The 20452-nt window shown below is 44.5% G+C and carries 17 protein-coding genes; 7 read left to right on the top strand and 10 right to left on the bottom strand.

Annotated features, from left to right (window positions below; translation table 11 throughout):
* Nucleotides 1–163 precede the first annotated feature (163 nt).
* On the bottom strand, nucleotides 164–1597 hold the full coding sequence (locus ACWA2B_RS09265) for a PTS transporter subunit EIIC (protein ID WP_069011276.1): 1434 nt from the start codon (nucleotides 1595–1597) through the stop codon (nucleotides 164–166).
* A 24-nt stretch (nucleotides 1598–1621) separates the two neighbouring features.
* Entirely contained in the window at nucleotides 1622–3814 is a 2193-nt protein-coding gene (locus tag ACWA2B_RS09260; RefSeq protein WP_069011275.1) for an alpha-galactosidase, read from the bottom strand.
* Nucleotides 3815–3988: 174 nt separating this feature from the next.
* Between ACWA2B_RS09260 and ACWA2B_RS09255 the strand changes: the two genes are divergently transcribed.
* Nucleotides 3989–4810 (top strand): AraC family transcriptional regulator, encoded by an 822-nt coding sequence (locus ACWA2B_RS09255; RefSeq protein ID WP_069011274.1) that lies wholly within the window; start codon nucleotides 3989–3991, stop codon nucleotides 4808–4810.
* Nucleotides 4811–5156: 346 nt separating this feature from the next.
* Nucleotides 5157–6086: an AAA family ATPase gene (locus tag ACWA2B_RS09250; RefSeq protein ID WP_090738462.1), complete on the top strand. Its 930-nt coding sequence runs from the start codon at nucleotides 5157–5159 to the stop codon at nucleotides 6084–6086.
* A gap of 482 nt (nucleotides 6087–6568) precedes the next feature.
* Here the strand turns inward: ACWA2B_RS09250 and ACWA2B_RS09245 are convergent, their stop codons facing one another.
* On the bottom strand, nucleotides 6569–7456 hold the full coding sequence (locus tag ACWA2B_RS09245) for an NAD(P)H-binding protein (protein WP_069011272.1): 888 nt from the start codon (nucleotides 7454–7456) through the stop codon (nucleotides 6569–6571).
* Nucleotides 7457–7686: 230 nt separating this feature from the next.
* On the opposite strand from ACWA2B_RS09245, the gene ACWA2B_RS09240 reads away from it, so the two are divergent.
* Nucleotides 7687–8328, top strand: a complete 642-nt coding sequence (locus ACWA2B_RS09240) for a TetR/AcrR family transcriptional regulator (protein WP_029515793.1) — start codon at nucleotides 7687–7689, stop codon at nucleotides 8326–8328.
* A gap of 357 nt (nucleotides 8329–8685) precedes the next feature.
* Nucleotides 8686–8910 carry a hypothetical protein gene (locus tag ACWA2B_RS09235; RefSeq protein WP_141695485.1) on the top strand — a complete coding sequence of 75 codons (225 nt, stop codon included), beginning with the start codon at nucleotides 8686–8688 and terminating at the stop codon, nucleotides 8908–8910.
* A 94-nt stretch (nucleotides 8911–9004) separates the two neighbouring features.
* Here ACWA2B_RS09235 and ACWA2B_RS09230 read toward each other — a convergent pair whose 3' ends face one another.
* On the bottom strand, nucleotides 9005–9583 hold the full coding sequence (locus tag ACWA2B_RS09230) for a hydrolase (protein ID WP_029515795.1): 579 nt from the start codon (nucleotides 9581–9583) through the stop codon (nucleotides 9005–9007).
* 125 nt (nucleotides 9584–9708) lie between these two features.
* Here ACWA2B_RS09230 and ACWA2B_RS09225 point away from each other — a divergent pair, with 125 nt between their 5' ends.
* Complete coding sequence (locus ACWA2B_RS09225; RefSeq protein WP_165148399.1) at nucleotides 9709–10602, top strand: TetR/AcrR family transcriptional regulator; 894 nt, start codon at nucleotides 9709–9711, stop codon at nucleotides 10600–10602.
* A 250-nt stretch (nucleotides 10603–10852) separates the two neighbouring features.
* Here ACWA2B_RS09225 and mutY read toward each other — a convergent pair whose 3' ends face one another.
* Complete coding sequence (gene mutY, locus ACWA2B_RS09220; RefSeq protein WP_069012132.1) at nucleotides 10853–12085, bottom strand: A/G-specific adenine glycosylase; 1233 nt, start codon at nucleotides 12083–12085, stop codon at nucleotides 10853–10855.
* Between the two features lie 4 nt (nucleotides 12086–12089).
* A complete protein-coding gene (gene acpS / locus ACWA2B_RS09215; protein WP_029515799.1) occupies nucleotides 12090–12494 on the bottom strand; it encodes a holo-ACP synthase in 405 nt (134 codons plus the stop codon).
* Between the two features lie 184 nt (nucleotides 12495–12678).
* Here acpS and ACWA2B_RS09210 point away from each other — a divergent pair, with 184 nt between their 5' ends.
* Nucleotides 12679–13506 (top strand): alpha/beta hydrolase family protein, encoded by an 828-nt coding sequence (locus tag ACWA2B_RS09210; protein ID WP_029515800.1) that lies wholly within the window; start codon nucleotides 12679–12681, stop codon nucleotides 13504–13506.
* A gap of 114 nt (nucleotides 13507–13620) precedes the next feature.
* Here ACWA2B_RS09210 and nadE read toward each other — a convergent pair whose 3' ends face one another.
* From nadE to ACWA2B_RS09195, 3 genes are all read right to left on the bottom strand, one after another.
* Entirely contained in the window at nucleotides 13621–14430 is an 810-nt protein-coding gene (gene nadE, locus ACWA2B_RS09205; RefSeq protein ID WP_025722646.1) for an ammonia-dependent NAD(+) synthetase, read from the bottom strand.
* Between the two features lie 101 nt (nucleotides 14431–14531).
* Nucleotides 14532–14966: a BrxA/BrxB family bacilliredoxin gene (locus ACWA2B_RS09200; RefSeq protein ID WP_029515801.1), complete on the bottom strand. Its 435-nt coding sequence runs from the start codon at nucleotides 14964–14966 to the stop codon at nucleotides 14532–14534.
* 141 nt (nucleotides 14967–15107) lie between these two features.
* Nucleotides 15108–16847, bottom strand: coding sequence for a two-component system sensor histidine kinase NtrB (locus ACWA2B_RS09195; protein WP_039270619.1), 1740 nt, complete (start codon nucleotides 16845–16847; stop codon nucleotides 15108–15110).
* 291 nt (nucleotides 16848–17138) lie between these two features.
* On the opposite strand from ACWA2B_RS09195, the gene ACWA2B_RS09190 reads away from it, so the two are divergent.
* Entirely contained in the window at nucleotides 17139–18404 is a 1266-nt protein-coding gene (locus tag ACWA2B_RS09190; RefSeq protein ID WP_449291955.1) for an NAD(P)/FAD-dependent oxidoreductase, read from the top strand.
* Nucleotides 18405–18687: 283 nt separating this feature from the next.
* Here the strand turns inward: ACWA2B_RS09190 and ACWA2B_RS09185 are convergent, their stop codons facing one another.
* On the bottom strand, nucleotides 18688–20358 hold the full coding sequence (locus ACWA2B_RS09185; RefSeq protein WP_029515804.1) for a ribonuclease J: 1671 nt from the start codon (nucleotides 20356–20358) through the stop codon (nucleotides 18688–18690).
* Between the last annotated feature and the right edge of the window lie 94 nt (nucleotides 20359–20452).

Genomic DNA, 20452 nt, shown 5'->3' with positions numbered 1-20452 from the left:
CATACCTATGTAAAACTTAGGGCCATCCTCGGTCGTTTATAACGACGGAGGACGGCCCTTTTAATTTTTTCATCTATGCTCTCTTGTCCATTCCACAAATATTCTCTCCTTTAACCGTTTTCATAAAAGCTTAATTTTTTCAACCTGCTAATGTTCTTTTGGTTCAGGCTCGTGACCTCTTGCTCTTGATAGCACCGTAAGCCAATGTAAATAATGCTCCACATAACAGGGCAATAAGATGAGCGATAAGATAATTGATATGACCGTGATTATCCGACGCTGCAATTGCAAAGCCCGGAAGAGCCGTGGTTCCGAATCCTATGGCTGTCAGTTTACTTAAATATACATATGCTCCCGCAACCATTCCTCCGAGGCATCCAGCAACTAAGGGGAACTTATACTTTAAAGTGACCCCAAAGATCGCTGGTTCCGAGATTCCAAAAAGTACAGACCCGAATGCAGAGTAACCCAATTCTTTAACTTTAGTGTCTTTGCGATTCAAAAGAATATACCCCAAAACGGCGCCCCCTTGAGCCATCAAAGCTACTGATGCCAATGGGTTGATAAAATTTCTGCCTGTATCGGTTAACAGCTGCGCTTCTACCGCACCCATAACATGATGTAAGCCTGTAATAACAATGATCTGCTGAATGCCTGCAAAAAACATAAAACCGAATATTCCAAGATTTTGCGTCATCCAAAGCAGCGAAACGGTGACCAGACTGGCCAACTCTCGCCCAAGAGGGCCGATAATCGTGAACAATAGCAGGGAAGAAACAAAGACCGTCAGCAAAGGAGCCAAAAATAATTTAATCATGTCTGGAACCTTTTTGTTAAAAAATTGATCCAATTTGGCTACCACATACCCCATCATCAGAGCAATAATAATACCACCCTGAAATCCAACCAACTGTACGGGAAGGCCAAAAAGACTGATCGATTCCGGATTTTGACTCCCTTTAGCTACCTCAAAGGCATCCGCCAGGGCCGGATGCAGCATAATCGCACCCAGCACAAGCCCCAGAATAGGACGACCGCCATATCTCTTGGTTGCAGAATAAACAACAAGCAGCGGCAGGATGGTGAAAATACCCGTGGAAACGATTTGAACAAAGCGATTAATCCCTTGAAAAATTGGATACATCTCCACAATCGATTTAGGACCAAATAACCCCTTCTGACCTAACAGCCCGGTTATCCCCATTAACAATGCGGCGGCGAGAATTCCCGGCATGATCTCAATGAAGACATCTGACAGCGATTTAATGGCTTTTTGAAAAGGATTTTGCTTTTGTGCGGACTTTGATTTGACATCACTTAATGACATATCTTCTGTTCCGGTCAGTTTGGAGAACACGGCATATATATTATTGACCAACCCTGCTCCAAAAATGATCTGCAGTTGATCCCCCGCTATGAAAACACCTTTAACCAGATCAATATCTTCAATCTTCTTTAATTCCGCTTTTTCATTGTCCTCAAGTACAATTCTTAATCTTGTGGCACAATGGGCCACACCGATAATGTTCTCTTCACCACCGATATATTTTAAAATTTCTTGAGAAATGTGCTTATACCGCTTTTCTTTTGCTTCCATCTAGTAAACCCTCCTCTAGCTGAATCAGATCTCTTCTTTAACAAATCTCCAGAACATGCCTAAAAAGTCCTGCTTCACCCTGGCAAGCGTTATGCCAACATGCATTAATTCATCACCGCCGAACAGCTCACCGGTTTCTACATTTCTATAAACGTAGTCTGGATTCAAACCTTTGAATTTTAACGTTTTAATCGCGGCAGCGGGTTGGGATAAAACCTTGAAATAGCTGGCCGCCATTTCCGTTTGATCCTCTGACACAAAGCTCCATGCGGCTTCATTTTCATCAAACGGATTAATCATTCTGTAAAAATTTCCAAACTGAATGAGCGATCTCATTTCTTTATATAGAGCTATCTGTTTTTTCACCACTTCTTTTTCTTCAATGGTTAATGTCGTCAAATCCAGCTCATATCCTAAATTCCCGGCCATGGCGACATAACCTCTTGTCTCCAAGGGAGTTATTCTACCCACTTGATGGTTGGGTACTGTGGAAACGTGTGCCCCCATGGTAATTGGCGGGTAGACAAGACTTGTTCCCCATTGAATTTTCAGTCGGCAAATGGCATCCGTATTATCGCTCGTCCAGGTCTGAGGCATGTAATAGAGCATGCCGGCATCAAAACGGCCTCCTCCGCTAGAACAGCTCTCGAATAAGACATTGGGGAACTTTGATGTAAGCTCTTCCATAATATTATAGAGTCCCAGGATATAACGATGCGCAGTCTCCCTTTGTCTCTCAGGTGGCAAGGCTGCCGAACCCACATCCGTCATGTGACGATTCATGTCCCATTTTACATAAGTAATTGGAACATCCGATAAAATATCGGAAACCGATTTAATAACGTATTCACACACTTCCTTCCTCGATAAATCCAACATCAGCTGATTTCTTCCCAACGTATACGGACGATCAGGGACATGGATACACCAATCGGGATGCTTTCTGTATAAGTCGCTGTCTATGGATACCATTTCAGGTTCAAACCACAAACCAAACTCCATACCCAGATTTCGAATGCGGTTTGCAAGATCCGGCAATCCATCTGGAAGTTTGCGACGATCCACCACCCAATCGCCTAATGAAGTATTGTCATCATCTCGTTTTCCAAACCACCCATCATCCAATACAAACAGCTCCACTCCCACACTTTGAGCTTCCTTCGCCAACTGCTCAATCTTGTTGGCATCAAAGTTAAAGTAGGTAGCTTCCCAGTTATTAATCAGGATCGGCCGCTCCTTGTCACGAAAAGGCCCACGGCATAATCTGTTCCTGTATAAATCATGATAAATTCTCGACATACCGCCCAAGCCATTTTCGGTGTATACCATGACCACTTCTGGCGTTTGGAACGATTCCTCTGGTTCAAGCAGCCATGTAAAATCAAAAGGATTAATCCCCATCGTGATTCTTGTGTTCCGATAGGAATCTACCTGAGTCTGGGCCGTAAAGTTCCCGCTATACACCAGATTAAAGGCGTACACTTCACCCTGTTCTTCATCTGTCCCTTTTCTTACAAGTGCCATAAAGGGTGCCTGTTGAGGGCTGCTAGCTCCACGGCAGCTGTCTACCATTTGAATTCCGGGTACAATTTTTCGCCTTGCTATATTTTTCTCATTATTATGCGCACCGTACAAGGTAATGAGCTCGTATTCATCATCACGGAAATCCACACTAGCACTTAACGCTCTAAGCAGTTTTAGCTGTTGCCGACCTTCATTCTCGAAACGGACTGAACGGGTAATGACATCCCGCTTTTGATATAGGCTATAGGATAATACAACCTTTACATCAATTAATGGGTCTTCAAGGACGATTTCCAGTGTTGCTACTTCGCCATCATCCTCTGCATACGTAGAAGGAAGCCCTTTCAATTTTGGTTTGCCTTGGAAAACCCGATGTTCTTTATACCGGAAATCGGTCACGGTAGAACCATTCTCCAATTGAATCTGATACGCAGGAATCCTGAAATCGCTATTCCCAAATGACGGATATTCTTGCGGGATGGTATCCAGTGAAAAGGCTCGATCCTCGCCATCGGGATTGGGCGAAAATCCTCTATCCATAAAGATGATTTTATTGCTCCCCCGATAGTTCTGAATTTTCTTTCCCCAATACAAATGGGATAAATAACCACCTCGTATAACCTGCATGACATAACTTGTATTGCTACCTTGTAAATGGAATAGAAGCTTCTCTTTATCGATGTATATAGCCATAGCAACCCCCTTATAGCGCTAATAGTACGATTTCCCAAAATTATAAATTATGTTGTTTGCTTATCGTTTACATTCTAATAATAATTGAATAGTTTTAATAATTATATGGAATAATGTAGACTCTATATGAAACAGTGTGATAATATGCAGAGATGAATTAAGGGGTGAAACCAAATGAGTTCGCATTTTTCCAATCATTCCTATAACAATCTGGATCTCAATCTATACACATGTGGCAAAGAGAGCTGTACCAGCAAACACTCTTATGGTCCAGCCATTCGAAGCGGGTATATGGTGCATTTTATTTTAAAAGGAAAAGGGATCTTTAAAGTCAACGATAAAATCTATCATTTGGAGAAAAACGATGCTTTCTTTATTGAACCGAAAGTTTTAATTTACTACGAAGCGGATGAGCTCGACCCATGGGAATATGCCTGGATTGGTTTTAATGGGGTGCAAGCAAAAGAATATCTAAGCCGGACCTGTATCCATAGGGACAATCCCATTTTCCGGTTTGAAGCGGAGGGCAGCCTTGCCCGCTGTATGGAGAGCATCGTGGTTTCTTCTACGCTGAAAACCAACAAGGACCTGTTGCTTGCATCCAAGCTGTATGAATTTCTGTATCTGATGTTTGATCTTTACCCTAATCAGGAAGTCAACCCTGAGGTAAGACAGCAGCGGTATATTAAAGAAGCGCTTCTCTTCATTCAACAAAACTATTCACACTTCATTACCGTAAGTGATATTGCCAAGTACATTTCAATTGACCGTTCGTATTTGCATCGTTTATTTAAACAGCAACTAAATAAGTCACCGCAGGAATTTTTATTGCATTTGAGGATTGAAAAATCGTGCTCCCTATTAAGAAATACTTCCCTTAAAATCGGAGATATTGCTCGGTCTGTAGGGTATAAAGATGTACTCCTTTTCTCCAAAATGTTCAAAACGGTCAACAAGGTAACTCCATCCGAATACCGAAAAAATTCTCCAAAATAACACCTTCGCTCGCAAGTAAGTTAGGCATATTCGTTCCAGAAACAAAAAATAGCGGTAGTATGGATCAACCTCATGTCCATACTGTCGCTATTGTCAAAAGATAATAAAGTTCTAGACTGAAAAATAAAGTATTAGACTGACGTTGCTTCATTAAGCTAACGAGCAGATTAGCACAACCAAGATAAGATAAGTAGATTTCGTCTGCTATAATACCTACATCGACTATGAATGGAAGGGGATTGAGCAATCAATGCTTTTAGAAGAGGAAGCTCCCACATTATTGAGGGAGGTTTACTAGTTGAAAACTTCAAATTGAAACGGAAGAGAAAACATAAGAGCAGGTTAGATGAATTACGGAGGAATGAAAATGTATTTAGATAAATTCATATTGCCTATAGATGAAGAATCCTCATTGATAGAACAAAGAATGGCATACAATGGCGGTAGGTTTGGATATGTCGACGAAACTTACCCATGTGGCATTTTCTCAAAAAATCGGTTTTCCGAATTGAGCTTTTCAAAAATCACAATTTTATATGGAGGAAACGGCTCGGGGAAAAGCACACTTCTAAATCTCATAGCGAATAAATTGGAACTAAATCGTATTGCACCATTCAATTCAAGTGAATTGTTCAGTTCATATGTTGAACATTGTAAATTTGAACTTGGACTTGACGACGAGGGATTTAAACATCGAATTCCAAATGGAAGTAGGATAATCACAAGTGACGATATTTTTGATTATATGCTTACAGTCCGCACAAACAACGATGAAATCGTGGATAGCACAGAAGATATAAGATCGGAATGGGGAAATCTGAAATTCGGCAATACAGTGAAAATGAATAGCATGGATGATTATGAAGCATTGAGGTTACAGGTGCTCTCAAGAAAAAAATCAATTTCACGCAGGGAGTTTATTCGCAGAGTCGCCGGCACCGAAATTAAACTGAACAGCAATGGGGAGACAGCCCTGAGTTATTTTAATTCCAAATTTAAAAATGACACATTATATTGTTTGGATGAACCGGAGAACAGTCTATCTCCTAAAATGCAGCTTGAACTTGTCAAAATGATAGAGGAAATGGCTCACTATTGCGGATGTCAATTTATCATTGCAACGCACTCACCGTTTTTACTGGCGATGGAGTTTACAAAAATATATGATTTAGAAGCTAATCCAGTCGACATAAAGCAATGGTGGGAATTAGAAAACCCAAAAGTGTACTTTGATTTTTTCAATAAGCATAAAGGGCTGTTTCTACACAATAAGTAAAGAAACAAGATTTGAACAAAAATATATCCGCCGCGTATATTAAAAAAAATTTGAGCTTATTTATTTATCGCTGATTACGCTAACGGGGAAACGATAGCTCAATAAATTGGCTTTTACCACGCCTTATTTAATACCAAAGAGAGCCTATCCCTTTATTAATTGGAAATGATTTAACCTCCAAATCAAAGTGATGGGCTTATTTTCTTTCTCCTAAGCACTACACTACATTAGACTGACGCTATTTCATTAAGCTAACGAGCAGATTAGTTTAAAGTCAATCGATATGAACCTTATCACAGGTAAGGTTATTTTTTTGTGCGCATTCATCAATAAAGAACAAAGCTCGCTGTCACTTCAGCGAGCTTTGTTCTTTATATGTCAAAACCAAGTCATAGTAAACCCTATTCGAGGTCTCAAGTTATCGAAAGAAATAGCGCACTTAGGCGCGTTCTCATCCGCAGGTTAAACAATATTCTCGCTGTTTAAACAGATTTAATATACACATCTGCAAAAACTTTTGCAAAGTCTTCGACCTTGACTTTACCGAGGTGGTAGTCGGTGGCACGGAGGCTGACGTAGAACTCGTCGGCGTTCTCGCAGGCGCGGTTCATTTGGGCAAAGGCATTGGCAGTGTTTTCGTGGAAGCCGATTTTTTTCATATTCTCAGCAAGAGCTTCAACGGTGATTTGTTGGTATTTGGCCTCGATACCATTCTCAGCAAGGGCATTGAGCCAGTCGTTACCTGTGGCCCAGTCACTAACAATGAACTTCGCACTTTTACCCGATGGGGTGTGAGAAATCAGGGCGTAAGCGACGTCCGCGATATCAACGGGGCTGACCCAGCCTTGTGGGATGTCAACTGAAATTGGGCTGAAGATGGTCTGCTGGGTTTTTAGGCTTTGCATGTCGGCAAAAAGATTGCTGTAAAAGCCGACAGGGCGGATGTGGACAACGTTCACGTCTTCAAGCGAGTTTAGCGCTTCTTCTGCAAAATGATAGCTGTAGAGAATGCCGGCGTTTGGGTTGTCGGCGCCGACTGAGCTGAGGTTGACGACGTTTTTTACGCCTGATTTTAGCACAGCGGCCTTATAATTTTCAGAAAGATCAATGGCGGTCTGCCACATGTCGGTGCCAGAGGCATAATTGATACCTGATATCATGAGGTAGACGACGTCGCTACCTGCAAAAGCCTGCGCGAGGAATTCGACGTCGAGGTTTGAGCCGACCGCTGGTTTGGCACCGAGCGCTTTGATGTCGGCGATACGATCTTTGGAGCTTGTGATGACGGTAACATCGTGGCCGTCTGCGATTAGGGATGGGAGGTAGTTGCGGTTAATATTGCCGAGTGAGCCGAGAACTGTGATTTTCATTGTGTAATCTCCTTTTTTAATGTGATTTCGAGAAATGGATATCGCTTATTGGGACCGTTATCCCTTCCTTGATTGGATATTCATTACAAGAGAGATTATACATCGGATAAATAAACTAAGTAAACTAATTTAATAAAATTAGTTAATTTAATAATCTTTTTAAACATTGTTTATTGATACCTCTATTTTGATATAATATGATTTGACGAGCGGTAGAGGAGGCTTCAATCGTGAGAAAACCCATGAGCGCAGATCAATATCTTAATAAAATCAAACCTGTAATTAGAAGAACCAGATTCAGCCAACTGAAAATTGACGATATCGCAAAACATATGGATATTAGTAAAGTGACGCTTTACAAGCATTTTTCATCCAAAGATGAAATCATCGAACAGGTTGTAGAGTATGGAATTCAGTACTTGCAGCAGGCTGACACCGTTGTATATGATGATTCCGTTTCATATATTGATCGCTTTCAAAAAACGTTTCTGGAATCGTTAATAGGTGTTATTTATTTATCCGATTTGTTCCTGCAAGACCTTAAGGAATTTTATCCACGACTTTTTGAAAATATTTCCGTTGCTCAACAAAATAGAATTAAAAATTTACAATCTTTTTTTCAATCCGGTATGGATAAAAAGATTTTTAACAGAATGCACGTTGCGCTGTCCTTAGTTCAAGACGATGCTACGCTTCGGCGCATTATGGAACCGACCTTTAGTATTCAATGGTATGATCTCACCTTGAAACAAGCCGTTATGGAATTTTATAAGATGAAACAGTATCAAGTGATTAGTCCTGAGTATCTGGATACTGTTGACGATTCCGTTATCGAAAAAGAAATCATTCGTATTTTACAAACCATTTCGTGAACGCGTTCGTTTCTCCCGACTTGCTCTTATTGATGCTGTCGTCCGTTATCTGAGTAATCGTTGTAAAGTTTGTAGCTTATAACGCTAAGAAGGCCCTCCGTGTAGATGACCATTAAACTTGCCGTTACAAACAGCACGGTGAACCGTATCACAGTAAGTCATTATGCTAACGGAAAACGATAGCTCATAAAAGACAAGAAGGCAGCCGATCATAGTGATCGGCTGCCTTTGTTTAACTAACGGGCAGGATAGTTTAAAGCTTTCGATAAATCGTATGGCCTTACGAAAGACAATAAAAGCGCAGCTCATGATTGGAAAAGACCGTTTAAAAGAGCACCACCAATTCCACTGGCAATTATGATTAGCATTAGCGCTGCGCCACTAGGCGTACTCGTCCCATTGGGCACTGCGGAACTCATGCTGGTTGCTATACAAGAAGCGCGTGCCAATTGCGACGAGCCGTTCGCTCTATATCATTCAGCGGTTACTTTGTATATTTGGTGCAGCAGGTCGTATCCCATGCCGTCAGCCAATATGTGCACCCTGGGAACACATAATCGTCCTTTAAGTATGGCCAGATGAGATTCCCAGCAAACGCAAAGCGAGTTTCAAGCTGTGGCGTTCTTCGTGTATTCGGTCAAATAATACACGGGAAATGGGAAAGTCATTTTTTCAACTATAAACAGTTGCCTGAAAGGGCAGAGAGGATTTCCTGTGTTGTCCGGGTACGCCCGATGCGTGGAAAAATGAAATTTTTTACGTAATCATGCCCGGTTTCGGAAAATCCAGTCATAGCATCAATCGCCAAAATCAGCTGATACCCATGCATAAACGCTTCCCGCGCAGTCGTATCAACGCCCAACTCAGTAGCGATGCCGCATAAGACGATGGTATCAATTCCTCGGCGGCGCAACTGAAGGTCGAGCTCCGTTCCGTAAAAAGCCCCCCATTGCTTCTTCGTGATGATATGGTCTGTCTCGGTGACCCGCATTTCCGGGACGATTTGATCCCATCCTTCAGGCAGATTCAGGGGTGGTCCAGGCGAATCCAACTTAGGACGCGGGATATCCTTCAAATCTTTACTAGATACCCGGACCAGTGCAACCATTGAGCTTTGCTCACGGAAAGTATCTGCCAAGGCTGCGGCGTTAGACACTACCTGCTCAGCAGAATAAGGGGCGTATTGATTTCCTATCCACTTTTGCAAGTCAATAACAACCAACGCTGTTTTTTGTGGATCCCATAATCGTTCCATTCTGTATGTTCTCCTCATCTCTTCGATTTGACCGTATGTCTAATTACGCGAACATATAGTCATTTGACTTCATGTTCCGTATTTTGTACTATCATTCATGAATAGTCAAGGGGGAGATTTTTCTTATGAGTGTGACAAGGGAAGAGGTTTTAAAATCGGCGATGAAGCTTTTTAAGGAACATGGGTTTCTTTCGACGACGATACAGGATATTGCCGAGGATTGCGGTATTGCCAAAGGATCAGTCTATAAATATTTCCCTTCCAAGGAAGACCTCTTCAGCGAGGTGTTTGATCAATGCCATAACGCCTATTTTGATCAAGTCGATGAACTGAAACGCTTTCCCGAACTCTCGCCAGAAGAGCAGTTTCTGCAGCAGATCATTCTGCGATTCCGTTATTTTATGGAATACAAGCATATTCTGATCGAATTCACGGAGCTCCCCATCCAACAGGATCCCAAGTTCCAGCCGCTTAGACACAAGGTTAGAGGGCGGCTCATCCGATGGCATAAAGAGTGCTTGATACAGGTTTATGGCGAAGAAATTTATCCGTTCCTGTGGGATTTGGTTTCCATCTATCGTGCGATTCTGAAGGAGTACTTATTTTGGATCGTTTATGAAGAAAAGTCTCTATCGCTTGAGGAAACGGCAAGGTTCATTTTGGATAAGCTCAATGTGCTCGTTAAGCATATGATGGCCTCTAACCTGAAGCCTCTGCTGAAACAGGCTTCGTTCGAGAGGTATTTAAGCTGGGGGCTCGAGGACCGCCAAGGGGAGAGAGAGCAGTTCCTTACCGAGCTGTTCCGGGAGATGGATTCGGCCCTTAATGTTCTTCCATCCGGCGCAAAACATCGTTCGGAGTTGAAAGAGGTTTACCATTTTATCCAGAACGAAACTCGTAAAGCGGAACCGAACTTCCCGTTGCTGCAAGCTTCGCTCTACTTTTTGGAGAGAGAGAAAGAGCTTAAAAGTCAGGTCATCCAGTTAAGGAATATTATTTATTCAGGTAGGGGGAGATAGCTTGTTATGTGAAATCAAATCTAACCCCATTGGGGACAAGAGCGAAGACTCTAGGGGTGGAGAGAACAATACGCGAGAAAGGTACGTCTAATGTTGTTACGGTTAGCGAGCATTCCGCTAACGGGAAACGTTAGTTCAAGGGAAACAGCGACAGTCTAGGACTTTATTTTCTCGTCCTTAGTTGTCGCCGTTTCCATTTTATAGGATAAATTAAACACTTTGTCTTTTACTGACAGTTATTTCATTAACATCAGTTCTCTTTTTGCTTCGCATAATACTCGGTGATCAGATCGAGGAACACCTTGGGAAACGCCAAGGTGGCCATATCCGCTTCGCTGATCCAGCGGTACCCCGCTGGCAGCGCATTATGCGCGTGCTCCGCCTGCTCAGCCAGCGCAATTAACGCACCTGGCTTCGCTCCGGTGCTGTAGCTGGCCCGCTGCTCGGCAGCCAGCGGGGGGCCTCCCGCCTCCCCGGCAGGGGCGGCGACCTCCTCACACTGGAACACACGCAGGTTCCAGTGAATGTGGCTGAACGTGTGCTCCGCCTCACGTACAAACCGCACCGGGCGCGCAAGCACGCCCTCTGCCAGCAAATGAGCCGCCAGATGGTCCATGGCTGGCTCATCTGGCACCGGACCGTTGTACCCCTCCGGTCCGGCAAGCTCATGCGGCAGCTCCCACATGCGGGCCAACAGGCCCTTGGCCGGGCGCTGCCGTACGAGCAGACGGCCGGTGTTCGCTCCGCTGCCCTCGATGAGAGCGACGGAGCGCGGCTCCAGCCGCGGCGGCTTTGCCTTGGTCTTGACTGGCAGTGTCTCCTCGCGACCTGCCAGCCTGCCCGAGCAATGCTCCATGACCGGGCAGGTCAGACAATGAGGCGACTTCGGCGTACAGACCAGTGCGCCCAGCTCCATTAGAGCCTGATTAAAATCAGAAGCTCTTCCTTCGGGAATCAGCTCCCGTACCAGACTTTCCATATGCGCCCGCGTGCTGCCCTTCATAATATCCTCTTCAATGAGAAAATAACGCGACAGCACACGCATCACATTCCCGTCCACAGCAGGCTCTGGTCGATTGAAGGCGATACTCATAATCGCCCCCGTCGTATACGGGCCTACTCCTTTCAGTGCAGCAACAGCTTGTGTATCATCTGGCACCTGCCCTCCGTGAAGCTCAACTACTTGTTTTGCCGCAGTTTGTAAATTCCGAGCCCGTGAATAATAGCCCAGTCCTTCCCATAGCTTAAGCACATCCTCCTCGGGTGCTTCCGCCAGCGCTTCAATCGTAGGAAAGCGTGCAATAAAGCGATTAAAATACGGAATGACCGTATCGACACGCGTCTGCTGAAGCATAATTTCCGAGATCCAGATATAAAAAGGATTCCGATGACGTCGCCACGGCAAATCGCGTTTGTTACGCGTATACCAATTCAACAGTTCAAAGCTGAAATAACGCTTTTGTTCCAATGTATTTGTAGTCATCACATCACGTCTCCTTATATTCGACAATCACAAAAGCAGAGGCAATGTTAGGCTGATGTGTAATACTCAAGTGAATGCTGTAATTTGAGTCACCTGTATTCGGCAATCTCAGTCGATCCCACGCGGATGAAGACAAATAAACTACTGGCTTCCCCCCAGGTTCCGGTAAAATATCCATATCGCCAAACCCGATGATTTGCCCAATTCCGCAACCGAAGGCTTTGGTTATCGCTTCCTTGGCAGCAAAGCGCCCTGCTACGAACTCCGTTAGTCTACCCTTGCGTTCCACAGCAAGCTCGCGTTCTGCCGGGGTCAGCACTCGATTCAAAAACGCATCTGCATATTTACCTGCCAAAATATGAGCCATACGGCTTATTTCCAGCACATCATGTCCAATTCCGTAGATCATTTGGGTATTCTCCGTCCTTTATACTTTACTGGATCTATTGTAACAGTGCGTCCACACCCTGGCGAGTCACAAAGGCGTAAAAACAGCACCAAAATATGTTAAAATAAGAAAGGCTATAGATGAATGTTTGAAATTCAGCTGATATGCCCATTTTAAAAAAATCCCCGTAGAAAGGAAGGATAGGATGTCAGAAACCATTATTGTTGAAGCAGGTACCGAAGCAGGAACAGATGCGGTGATCCGGGCTTCCTGGTTTCCCTCTAAAAATACAGCCAAAAGCCTGCTCATCATCGCTCATGGCTACAAAGGATTTAAGGATTGGGGCATGTTCCCCTATATAGCAGAAGCATTGAGTATGGATAACCATGTTGTGACCTTCAACTTTTCACATAATGGCATAGGTGAGGATCTGGAGAATTTTACCGAGCTGGAAAAGTTCGCACGCAACACCTATAGCCGCGAACAAGAGGATTTGGAACTATTGCTATCCAATCTGAGAGCCCGTCATGAGTTCAGAGAATTGCCGTTGTTTCTGTTAGGTCATAGCCGAGGCGCGGGAAGCTGCTTTGTATATGCTCTAGATCATCCCGGCGAGATTGCTGGCGTCATTTCATGGAATGGCGTGACAGATCTTGATCTGTTTACTTTACCGCAAAAAGAAGAAATGCGCGCCAAGGGACGCAGCTATGTGGAGAACGCCAGAACCGGGCAACAGCTCCCGCTGGATGCTATCATTCTGGAAGACCTGGAACAAAATCGCCAGCGTTTTGCCATTGTAGACAGACTTGCCAACAGCCAGCTCCCAGCTGTACTGATCCAGGGAACCGAAGATTCCAAACGTCTACGAGAAGGCTCTGCCCTGCTCACATCCGTTCGTCCCGACATCGAATGGGTACAAATTCAAGGCGGCAATCATACCTTTAATACCGTTCATCCATTCCAGGGAGGCAGTCTTCCACTGGATCAGGCGATTACCGAAACCCGCCGCTTCATTGAGTGGATCGCCAATTAATTATTACCCCTTCAATACAAACGGCGATCCGCCGGGCGGATCGCCGCATTTATTTACTTCAGAATTTTGCAAAATCCTCGCTTGAGCATTTTAAAATTACATAATGATTAATGCTTAGACTCCTGGGATGCTTGTCCGCTTATGCGCAGTACGTGTAAAGAAGCTTTCCAGCTTTTCGCGTGCCGCCGGGTCAATTTCCTTGCCTTCCAGATAGTCACTGTTTGCTTCGTAGGAGATCCCCAGTTCTTTTTCATCCGTCTGGCCTTCCCACAATCCAGCTGTAGGCGCTTTGTCCAAAATGGCCTGCGGAACTCCGAGATAGCTGGCGAGCAAGCGCACCTGACGTTTGTTCAGCGTGCTAAGTGGCGTAATATCGACCGCACCATCGCCCCATTTGGTATAAAAGCCTGTGATGGCTTCGGAAGCATGATCTGTGCCAACAACGAGCAAATTCAGCTCATTCGCAAGTGCGTACTGAACCACCATCCGTGTTCTTGCCTTTACATTCCCTCTCACTTGCGGAGTAATCGAACGCTCAAGACCGATATCCTTTAACGTATGCTCCACTTCTACGGCAACCTTGTCCACGGCTTCCTTAATATTCGTTTCCCCGGCATATTTCAGGTCGAACGCTTTGGCAACCGCGTAGCTATGCTCGATATCTTCCTGTTGGCCGTATGGCTGGAATACACCCAACGTTTTGTATTCGTCTCCTTGTTCCTGCGTCAATTCATCTGTAGCCCGCTTGCACAAAGCAGCTGCTACGGCACTGTCAATCCCGCCACTGATGGCGATCAACAGCCCTTTGCTTCCCGTTTTCGTTACATACGACTTGAGGAAATCCACACGCTTACGGACCTCTGCCTCTACGTTAATCGTAGGCTGTACTCCCAATTCAGCAATAATCTGTTCCTGCAAACTCATCAGATAAGCACCTCTTTTTTAGGAATTTCCTTCACAAGCCAACATGCAAAAGCCCCGGCAAGTTTCGCAGGCGAAAAATGCGGGGCATAGCTTGAGCAGTCTTACCGGCAAAAACGATCAAATGCACTGGTCAAATCAGCAGCAATCTGATCTGCCGAACGATCCTCCACCTGATGACGCTCGATGAAGTGAACCAACTCGCCGTCTTTCAACAGCGCGATAGAAGGGGAAGACGGTGGGTAAGGTGCGAAAAATTCGCGAGCCTTTGCCGTTGCTTCCTTGTCCTGTCCGGCAAAAACCGAATACAGATGATCTGGCGTAATATCATGCTTCAGTGCTTCACCCACACCCGGGCGGCATTGGCCTGCGGCACAACCACATACCGAGTTCACAACCACCAGCACTGTTCCTTTACTATTAGGCAGCTTGGCCTCCACATCTTCAGAGGTACGCAGTTCCTGAATCCCAAGATTCGTCAGTTCATCGCGCATCGGCTGAACTGAATCTCTCATATATTGATCGAAAGACATAGACATATTCTTTCACTCCTTTTCCGAAAATCATGTATAGTACGTTTCTAATTTCATCCTTTGCCGTAGTAAAGGCATGGACATCTAAATTTCATTATACAATCTTTTTCACGTAATTTGCAAAAATCCGGCTATATTTTTGAACGATTATTTCTGTATCGGACTCATGACAGGAGGCTCAGAATGATCCCGGTAAGTCGGGACGGTTCTGCGCAATCGAACTTTAAACTGCGTGCCCATTCCCTCCACCGAATCTACGGCAATCGTACCGTGATGACGCTCCACTATACTTTGACATAAGGCCAGACCCAGACCTGTACCTTTCGTTTTGGTGGTGTAAAAAGGTTGGAACAGCTTTTCAAGCTGTTTTTGCGAAATTCCAGGCCCTGTATCCTTTACTTCCAGTTCCACGAAATCCCCTTCCTCATGAGTAGAAATGGTCAGCACTCCCTTTTCCCCCATGGCTTCCATCGCATTACGCGATAAATTAAGCAGCAATTGCTTTATTTCCTTAGGGTTCAAATGCAGCATCGTCACATGATCCTCCAGCTTTAGATCAATCGTCTGCCCCCTCAGATTCGCATCTGCCCACAATAAAGGCGTCAGTTCGCGAATAATATCATGCAGATGACATTGCTCCTTCTCGACAATTCGATTCTGGGCCAGTGAAAGAAAATCGTTAATAATCCCGTTCGCCCGGTCAAGTTCCTCCATCACAATGCGGTAATAATGGTTGAGGGATTCTGGGCTTTTCTCACGCATAAGCTGTAAAAAACCACGCACAACCGCCATCGGATTACGTATTTCATGAGTAATGCCCGCTGCCATCTGTCCAACCAGGCTGAGCCTCTCGAAATTGCCCAGCTCACTGCGCAGCGTCTCAAGCTCTGTAATATCTTGCAGGGCGATAATGACGCCTGTCGTTTGGTTTACATGTTTATCCCGAATAGGAAGGAAACTGGAGAAGAATACTTTGGGAGTAACATTTATAAAATCAGCACCCGCCTCTCCTTCCAATGCTTTCGCAACTCGTTCGTTAACCACAGGTAAAGTGTCAAAACCATATAACGTGCTCAATGGACGACCCACTATCTCAGGCAGTGTAATGTAGGGATCGTAGTTTCGATAGAGTTCCAGCATCGTTTTGTTCATATGTATAACTCGTTCTTCGCTGTCCAGAGTAACAAGAGATAACGGCATCAAATCCATAACTTGACGCAGCTTATCCACTTCAATTAAGTATTTGCTCGTAAACTCAGTCACATCACGCCGAAGCGTCAGTTTCTCAAAGGCATTATGCATTAGACTCACGACCGTAAAACTTGCCAGCACCCCTGCACCCATATTCCAAAACGTTGTAAGTAAGTCAGGAATGTATACAGAAACATCCTGTTTGCCCCACAGTAGCGGAAATATCGCCTTAAACAGCATATCAGCCACAACATATGCAGAGATCAGGAGCTTTTTGTCCAGCAATGTTCCTCTTTGAAAAAACTTGACATGCAGGAGCATAAAAGGAAAAAGGATAAAACCAGTGCCCACATACATTGGGGACATTTCTGTCGACTGGGCTATAATCAGGACACCCATCAGTGCGGAAGCAGCGAGCACAAAGGCAGTGCGACGTCTACCGTACATGATGCCAACAGCAAGGGGAATAATACCGAGATTAGAAGGTAGACCATACGGAGACTGATATTGAAAGAGTGTACATAGCAATATGGCTGGTAAGCAACACAAATACAGTATTCCTTGAGTGGGTCCAGGAAGCAGATTGCCGCCCCAAACCTTTTTCTTATCCCCATAATCCGTTAATATAGAGAAAAAACCCGCCGATATAACGGCAAGGAGAACTTGGAGCACACTTTCCTTCAACGCAATTAACAAGGACTTCTCCCCCTCATCATCTTTCCTTGACGCCGTTAGTTGAATTAAAGCACAGGCTACAATATATTACAATATATGTGTTAAAATTCCGGTATAGAACGACAAAATCTGCTAAATACCAGATGTATATAAGAAGATCGTTTTTACGCGTTTTAAAATCCTGTAAATTGAAAAATATACACGTTTACCGTGCCCTTAGGTTATCTAAAATGACGGTATTGCGATATGATGAAAAATTGGTTACGCCGTTCTGAATTTTTTGAAAATTTGTCGACGAAAAGGAAGAGGTTTATGACTTACGACGTTATTGTGATCGGAGGCGGCTCAGCCGGATTAATGGCTGCTGCCGCTGCCAGCAGTGAGGGCGCCAAGGTGCTTTTACTTGAAAAAGGAAATAAACTCGGGCGAAAGCTGGGGATCTCTGGTGGAGGCCGTTGCAATGTCACGAATGCCAAAGAGCTGGACGAACTCATTCGGCACATCCCCGGCAATGGCCGTTTTCTGCACAGTGCACTGGCGGATTTTGGCAATCGGGATATCATCGCCTTTTTTGAACAGCTGGGTATAGCCTTAAAGGAAGAAGACAATGGGCGTATGTTTCCAGTGACGGACAAAGCCAAAACAGTAGTCGATGCTTTGATTAACAAGGTACGCTCTCAAGGAGTCGAAATTCGGACAAGTCGTCCTGTTCAAGAGGTTATTTACAAAGAAGGTCATACAGCTGGGGTACGGCTGCGTTCCGGTGAAATCCTACATAGCCGTAATGTCATTGTAGCCGTCGGTGGCAAGTCCGTCCCGCATACCGGCTCGGAAGGTGACGGCTATGCATGGGCAGAACAAGCGGGGCATACCATTACGGAGCTGTATCCAACAGAGGTGCCATTGACCTCAGGCGAAACGTTCATCCAGACGAAAGAGCTTCAGGGACTATCCTTACGCGACATCAGTCTGACCGTATGGAATGCGAAGCAAAAGAAAGTTGTCGTCCATGAAGGAGATATGATTTTTACACATTTCGGTCTATCTGGCCCAACTGCTTTGCGGTGCAGTCAATTTGTCGTCAAGGGAATGAAAAAAGATAAGGTAAACACGGTGTTATTGACTCTCGATTTGCAGCCTCATAAACATGCCGATGAAGTCTACCGTGAGACGCTGGAGTTGGCATCGGTCGATGCTAAAAAAGCGATCAAAAACGTGCTTAAGCCTTATTTACCGGAACGCTTGATTCCATTGTTGCTCCAGCAAGCCGAACTGCGTGAGGACTTGACCTATGATCATATTCCCAAGCAGCAATGGCAAGAACTTGCTCATCGCATTAAGGCGTTTCCAATCCGTGTGAACGGTACGCTCTCTCTGAAGGAAGCATTTGTTACCGGGGGCGGTGTGAATTTGAAGGAAATTAATCCGAAAACGATGGAGTCCAAGCTGATGCCTGGATTGTTCTTCTGCGGTGAGATTCTCGATATTCACGGTTACACAGGTGGTTATAATATTACAGCGGCGTTTACGACAGGGCATACAGCAGGAACACAAGCGGCTTTAAACGTGATGCTGTAGGAGTAGGAGGCACTACGCGTAGACTTTGATCTTACGATCGCTGTTGCCATGGGATTATTTTTGGATTTAAAAAAATTTGAAGGTTAGAATCCCGTGGCAAAGGCGAACGCTTCGCTTCTCCAGATTCAAATCCTCCGCTTCGCTAGAAACCTCCATTACAACCTCATTTTTAGGAAAAACAGGAAATGAAAAAGACTTAAATCAGTTGTATTTCTGATTTAAGTCTCTTTTTGTAAATGGCGTAAAGAACAATATCCATCTTGTTTTGACATTTGCCGCTATCTTAAACCTCAATAATGATAGGTAAAATCATGGGTCTTCTCTTCGTCTGATTGTAAATGAACCGACCAACATCATCTTTTAACATCTGCTTAATCAGTCCCCACTGACTCATTTCGATTTCTGTTAGCTCGTTCACTGTGGACATAATCGTGTCGTGGATCTGACTCATGAGCTCTTCGGAATCCTTAACATATACAAAGCCTCTTGAAATGACCTCTGGCGCTGCGAGCATTTGCTTCTCATTTTTACTCAACGTCATCACAATAATCAGCATTCCGTCTGAAGAAAGTTTTTTACGGTCACGCAGGACAATATTACCTACATCACCGGTTACCAACCCGTCTACCAAGCTATTGCCGGCTGGTACTTTAGGGCCCAAGGATGCCCTTCCCTCTTCAATTTGAATCGTGTCACCGTTATGGACGATAAATACATTCTCCATTGGAATCCCCACAGACTCCGCTAGTTGCCGATGCTGATACAGCATTCTGAATTCACCATGTATAGGAATCAAATACTGTGGTTTCATCAAAGTCATCATTAATTTCAGTTCTTCCTGGCTACCATGACCGGATACGTGCATCCCTGTAGAACTGCCTGATCCATAAATAACCTGGGCACCCAGCACATACAGGTTGTCAATGACCTGGGATAGGTTTCGCTCATTCCCCGGTATGGCTCCCGCAGCAATGATGACCGTATCACCAGGCAAAATTTCGATTTTGGGATGCAGAGAATTGGCTAAACGTGACAATGCGGCCATCGGCTCTCCCTGGCTTCCGGTACATAAAACTGCAATTTCTTCTGCGGGAAACCGCTCTGTTTCTCCCGCCTCAATCAGTAAATCCTCAGGCATATGCAAGAAGCCCAGCTCCTTGGCCACTGACACCACATTTATCATACTGCGTCCGAGTAAAACCAGTTTCCTGCCTGTTTCCACAGCCGCGTCAATGACTTGCTGGACACGGTTAACATTAGAAGCGAACGTGGAGATAAACACCTGCTGTTTGGCTCTGGCAAATGCATCTAGAATATGCCCGCCAACCAAACGTTCTGAAGGGGTAAATCCTGGCCTTTCCGCATTTGTACTTTCGGAGAGCAGCACTTTCACCCCCTTCTTTCCTATTTCAGCCATTCGGTGAAGATCCGGAAAAGGTCCGCTTACGGGAGACATATCGAATTTGAAATCGCCGGTATGGACCACATTTCCTTCCGGTGTCTGAAAAAAGACACCCAGGCAATCCGGGATACTGTGAACCGTGGTGAAAAAGGATGCCTGAATCGTTCCCGCTTGAACGGTTGAATCCGCATCTATAAGATGAAGCTCGGCATCACGCAAAAGGTTATGTTCCCTTAACTTAATCTTAATTAATTCGATGGTGAGCTTTGTCCCATAAACGGGCATGTTAATCTGCTTGAGCAGATAGGGAATACCTCCGATGTGATCCTCATGCCCATGAGTCACAATGAGCGCTCTGACTTTATCCTGATTTTCCAGCAGATAGGTGACATCGGGCACAATAAGGTCAATACCAGGCAAGTTCTCATCAGGAAACTTCGAACCACAATCGATTACGACGATATCCTGATCGTATTGGATGAAATACATGTTTTTCCCGATTTCATTCACACCGCCTAAAGCAGCAATAAGTAATCTATTATCACCAAGCATCAAGTTTATTTCCTCCTTAGAAAAATGCTATCCATATTATTCATTTTCCACGTAAACTTATACACAAAAAGAAACCCTTGTCTCTAAAAGACAG

The organism is Paenibacillus sp. CMM36 (assembly GCF_053570945.1).
Note: the sequence above shows the minus strand (reverse complement) of the source record. Positions and strands in the feature narration are given on the sequence as shown.